This window comes from Streptomyces sp. NPDC059142 (assembly GCF_042755665.1).
Taxonomy (GTDB): Bacteria; Actinomycetota; Actinomycetes; order Streptomycetales; family Streptomycetaceae; genus Streptomyces.
The window spans coordinates 24,840-29,642 of record NZ_JBHZDA010000023.1 but is presented as its reverse complement, the minus strand read 5'-3'; the positions used below and the strand labels follow the sequence as shown (position 1 = coordinate 29,642).

At 70.6% G+C, this 4,803-nt stretch carries 4 protein-coding genes; all 4 read right to left on the bottom strand.

What is annotated here, in order from left to right:
* A partial coding sequence (locus ACFXPK_RS11805) for an ATP-binding cassette domain-containing protein (protein ID WP_385074244.1) occupies positions 1-605 on the bottom strand: 605 nt, incomplete at its 3' end.
* Positions 602-1,585, bottom strand: coding sequence for an ABC transporter permease (locus ACFXPK_RS11800; RefSeq protein WP_385074241.1), 984 nt, complete (start codon positions 1,583-1,585; stop codon positions 602-604). The genes ACFXPK_RS11800 and ACFXPK_RS11805, both read right to left, overlap by 4 nt.
* Complete coding sequence (locus ACFXPK_RS11795) at positions 1,582-2,661, bottom strand: ABC transporter permease (RefSeq protein WP_385074238.1); 1,080 nt, start codon at positions 2,659-2,661, stop codon at positions 1,582-1,584. Before ACFXPK_RS11795 ends, ACFXPK_RS11800 begins: the two co-directional genes overlap by 4 nt.
* A gap of 3 nt (positions 2,662-2,664) precedes the next feature.
* A complete protein-coding gene (locus ACFXPK_RS11790) occupies positions 2,665-4,575 on the bottom strand; it encodes an ABC transporter substrate-binding protein (protein ID WP_385074235.1) in 1,911 nt (636 codons plus the stop codon).
* Positions 4,576-4,803: the final 228 nt, after the last annotated feature.

Here is a 4,803-nt window from a genome sequence, read left to right as displayed (position 1 = left end):
GTAATAAGCGCGCGGGCGCGGGGGGCGGGGCGCGCGCCCCTGCGGGGGGGGGGGGCGCCCCCCAGCCCCGCCCCGAACCGCCGGGGGGCGGGCGCCCCGCCGGACAGCTCGTGCGGATAGGCGTCGGCGCGGGCGGCCGAGAGCCCCACCTGTTCCAGGAGCTCGGCGGCGCGCGACCGCGCGGCGCCGGGAGTGGCGCGCCCGTGCAGCAGCAACGGTTCGGCGATCTGGTCGCCGATCCGGTGCACCGCGTTGAGCGAGTGCATCGCCCCCTGGAAGACGATCGAGGCGCCTGCCCACCGTACGGCGCGCAGCCGGCCCCATTTCATGGTGAGGACGTCCTCACCGTCGAGCAGGATCTGCCCCGAGAGCTTCGCCGCGGGCGGCAGCAGCCGGAGCAGCGCCAGGGCCAGCGTGGACTTGCCGCATCCGGACTCGCCCGCGATGCCCAGCTTGCTGCCCGACTCGACGGTCAGGTCGACGCCCCGTACGGCGGGCACGGCGGTGGGCCCCGTGCCGTACGTCACCCGGAGGTTCCTGACCTCCAGCAGGCTGGTGGCGCCGCCCGCGCCCGCCTGTGGTGTCACGCCGGTCGTGGTGGTCAACGGGGAACCCCCAGCTTCGGATTGAGCACGGCCTCGATGGCGCGGCCGCAGAGTGTGAAGGCGAGCGCGACGAACGCGATCGCGATACCGGGCGGCGCGAGGTACCACCAGTGCCCGGACGACACCGCGCCCGCCTCGCGCGCGTCCTGGAGCATGCCGCCCCACGAGATGATGATCGGATCGCCGAGGCCGAGGAACGCGAGGGTCGCCTCCGTCAGGATGGCGCTGGAGATGCCCAGCGTCGTCTGCGCGAGGACCAGAGGCATCACATTGGGCAGGACGTGGCGCGTCATGACGTGGCGGTGCCCGCCGCCGAGCGCGCGGGCCCGTTCGATGTACGGCCGTGACTCGACGGCGATGGTCTGCGCGCGGACCAGCCGCGCCGTCGTCGGCCAGCTCGTGACACCGATCGCCAGGATCACCGTCCAGATGGACCGGGACATGACCGTCGCCAGCACGATGGCCAGCACCAGGGTCGGCATGACCAGGAACCAGTCCGTGATCCGCATGACCACGGTGGCGAACCAGCCGCCGTAGTGCCCGGCGACGACGCCGACCAGCGTGCCGATGGCCACCGAGAGCACGGCGGCCAGCAGGCCCACCGTCAGCGAGACCCGCGCCCCCCAGATCAGCAGCCCCAGCAACGACCGGCCGAACTGGTCCGTGCCGAGCGGGAACGCGCCGCTGGGCTTCTCCAGGGCCGTTCCCGGCGCGTCCGTCACACTCGCCACGTCGCTGCCCACGAGCAGCGGCGCGCACAGGGCGAGCAGCGCGATGAGGGCGAGCCCCGCGAGGCCGAAGAGCCCCGCACGGTGCGTGCGGTACTGCGCCCAGAAGCGGGCCGCCGAGGCGCGCCGCCGCGCCCGGGCGAGTGCCCTGGCGGACGGCGCCGTGTCCGGCTTCCCCGTATCGGACGACGAGGCCGAGCCGGACGCCCCGGGCGACCCGGGCGGCGTCGGCGGGGTCTTCTCCAGAGTCATCGGCCCACCCGGGGATCGAGCAGCGGATACAGCAGGTCGGCGAGGAGGTTCATCAGGATCATGGCCCCGGCGAAGACGACGAACAGCCCCTGGACGAGCGGCAGGTCCGGCACGCTCAGCGCCGAGTAGAACAGCCCGCCCAGCCCCGGCCAGGAGAACACCGTCTCGACGAGGATCGAACCGGCCGCCACATGGCCCAGATTGATGAAGACCATCGTGACGGTGGGGAGCATGGCGTTGGGCACCGCGTGCCGGCGGCGTACCAGATCGTCCCGCAGCCCCTTCGCACGCGCCGTCGTCAGATAGTCGCTGCCCATCTCGTCCAGCAGTGAGGACCGCATGACGAGCAGCGTCTGCGCGTAGCCGACCGCGACCAGCGTGGCCACTGGCAGCACCATGTGATGTGCCACGTCCACGACGTACGCGAAGCCGGTCGTGTCACCCGACTCCATCCCCCCGGTGGGGAACATGCCGGGGATCGGCCCTATACCGACCGAAAAGAAGATGATCAGCAGCAACCCGAGCCAGAAGGCGGGGACGGACCACAGGGTGAGCGCCACGCCGGTGTTGAGCCGGTCGCCGAGGCTGCCGTTGCGCCACGCGGAGCGCGTACCGAGCCAGAGACCGAGCGCCGAGTAGATCACCACGGCCACGCCCGTCAGCAGCAGCGTCGCGGGCAGCTTCTGGACGATCAGTTCCCCCACCGGAGCGTGGAACTGGTACGAGGTGCCCAGATCGCCGCTGAGCGCCTTGGCGCAGTAGTCGGTGAACTGCTGCCACAGGGGCAGATCCAGACCGAACTGGCGGCGCAGCGTCGCCAACTGCTCGGCCGACGTCGGAACCCCGTGGGTCATCGCCTTGACCGGGTCGCCGGGGATGATCCGGAAGAGGAAGAAGCTGGTGACGAGGACGGCGAAGAGCGACACGAGCGCCCCGCCCAGCTTGCCCGCCACATAGATCGGATACGCGGTCCTGGTGCCCGACGCGGCGCGGGCGGCGGGGCCGGACGGCCCGGTCCCCGCCGGGCCGTCCCCCGCGGCGTCCCGCACCGTACCGGGCGTGCTCGTGGCGCTCATGGGTTATTCACGGTCTTCCGCGGTGGACCGGCGCCGCAGTACGAAGAAGCCCCCGAGCGCCGCCGCGACCACCACCACGGCGCCGATCCCGATCAGCACACCGGTCGAGGAGGAGCCGCCCGAGCCGTCGCCGGCCTCGGCGGGCGCAGCGGACCACCAGCTCCAGTAGCCGTCCTGGCCCCAGATGTTCCCGGCGGCCTCCGGCATCGTCGTGATCGACTTGATCTGGTCGGTGCGGTACGCCTCGACCGCGTTCGGATACGCCATGACGTTCATGTACCCGGTGTCGTACAGCCGTGACTCCATCTGCTTGACGAGATCCGCCCGCTTGGCGGCGTCGTACTCCGCCGACTGCCGCGCGTACAGCTCGTCGAACGTCTTGTCGCAGATGAAGTTGTCCGTCGCGCCGCTGTCCTTCGGCGTCGCGGGCAGTGCCCCGCAGGTGTGGATGGAGAGGACGAAGTCGGGGTCGGGATTGACGGACCAGCCGTCGAAGGCGAGGTCGTAGTCACCGGCCAGCCAGGGGTCGGAGACATTGTCGAGGCACTCGACCTTCAGCCCGATGCCGAGAGTGCCCCACCATTCCTGGAGGTACTTGCCGATCGCCTTGTCGTTGGGGTCTGTGGCATGGCAGAGGATCCGGAGGTTCAGCGGCTTGCCGTCCTTGCCCAGACGCGCGCCGTCGCCGTTCTTGCGGTATCCCGCGTCGTCGAGTGTCTTCGCCGCCGCGGCCGGGTCGTACGCGATCTTCTGGCTCTCCGAGGGCTGCCAGAAGTACGCCCCGAAGCGCGGCGGGATGTATCCCTGGCCCTCGACGGCGTACCCCTGGAAGACCTTGTCGATGACCGTGCCGCGGTCCACGGCCTGGAAGAGAGCCTTGCGTACCGCCGGGTCGAGCAGCGCGGGGTTGCCGTTGCCGAACTTCTTCCCGTCCTTCGACCGCGCGCCCGGGTTGGTGGCGAGCGCGTAGAAGCGCCGCCCCGGGGCGTTGTTCACCTTGATGTCCTTGGCGCTCTTGAGCGCCGTCGCCTGGGCCGGGGTCAGATTGGACGCGAAGGACACCTCGCCCTTCTGGAGCGCCGCGACGGCCGCGTCCCCGTCCTTGTAGTACTTGAACACCAGTTCGTCGAACTTGGGGGCGCCGCGCCAGAAGTCCTTGTTCGGCTTGAGCCTGACGTACTGGTCGACCTTGTAGTCCGTGATGACGAACGGACCGTTGCCGACGATGGGGAACGTCTTGTCGTTGTTGAACTTCGAGAAGTCGCCGACCTTCTCCCAGATGTGTTTCGGCACGATCGGCACGTCCAGCGCCGTCATGGTCGCCTGAGGCTTCTTCAGCTTGACGACCAGCGTGGCGGGATCGGGCGCCGTGACCTCGTCGAAGTTGGCGGTGAAGCTGCCGTTGGCGGTGGCGGCGTCCGGGTCCGTCATCATCTTGTTGAACGTCCAGGCGGCGTCCTCGGCCGTCGCCTTCTTACCGTCGGACCACTTCGAGTCCCCACGGATGGTGAACGTCCACGTCAACTTGTCGGCGGACGGTTTCCACGCGGTGGCGAAGCCCGGGACCGGATGGGCGTCCTTCGGGTCGTAATTGACGAGGTATTCGTACGCCAGTCGGTGGATGCTCGTACTGGTCAGCCGCTGCGCCAGGAAGGGGCTGAGCGAGTCGACGCTCTGGCTGACGGCGACGGTGAGCACGTTCTTGCCGTCGGCGGCGTGGGCCTGCTGCGGCGCCGGGAGCAGCGGGCCGAGCGGGACCGCCGATCCGGCCACCAGCGCGGCGGAGGCGGCGACCGAGGCCAGGAGATGACGCGGGCGGAGACGGCGGCGCTGCCGTACGGGGCGGGGTTCGGGCCGGTGCGCGGGCCGGGGTGCGGCCTGCCGCGGCGTACGCGGCGGAACTCTTTCGACCATGGGACGGTGACCTCGTGTTGTCGCTCGCACGGAGAAGCCGGGTTGATGCTGGTTCGTCAACTGGTGAAGCGAAGGTTTATCAGCGCTTCACGGCCGCGTCAACGGCCGCCCAAACCCCGTGTGGTCTGCGGGAATGCGCTGAGGGGGCGCGCCCGCGCGCGCGGGGTCGGCGCCCCCGGGGGGGGGTGGCTCAGAGGCGCCACGGGGGGCCCGGGCGCGCGCGCGCCC

What these genes read in the sequence shown, in the direction of transcription:
- ACFXPK_RS11795 (WP_385074238.1), bottom strand. Translation starts at nt 2,661, where the DNA reads ATGAGCGCCACGAGCACGCCCGGTACGGTGCGGGACGCCGCGGGGGAC.
- ACFXPK_RS11790 (WP_385074235.1), bottom strand. Translation starts at nt 4,575, where the DNA reads ATGGTCGAAAGAGTTCCGCCGCGTACGCCGCGGCAGGCCGCACCCCGG.
- ACFXPK_RS11800 (WP_385074241.1), bottom strand. Translation starts at nt 1,585, where the DNA reads ATGACTCTGGAGAAGACCCCGCCGACGCCGCCCGGGTCGCCCGGGGCG.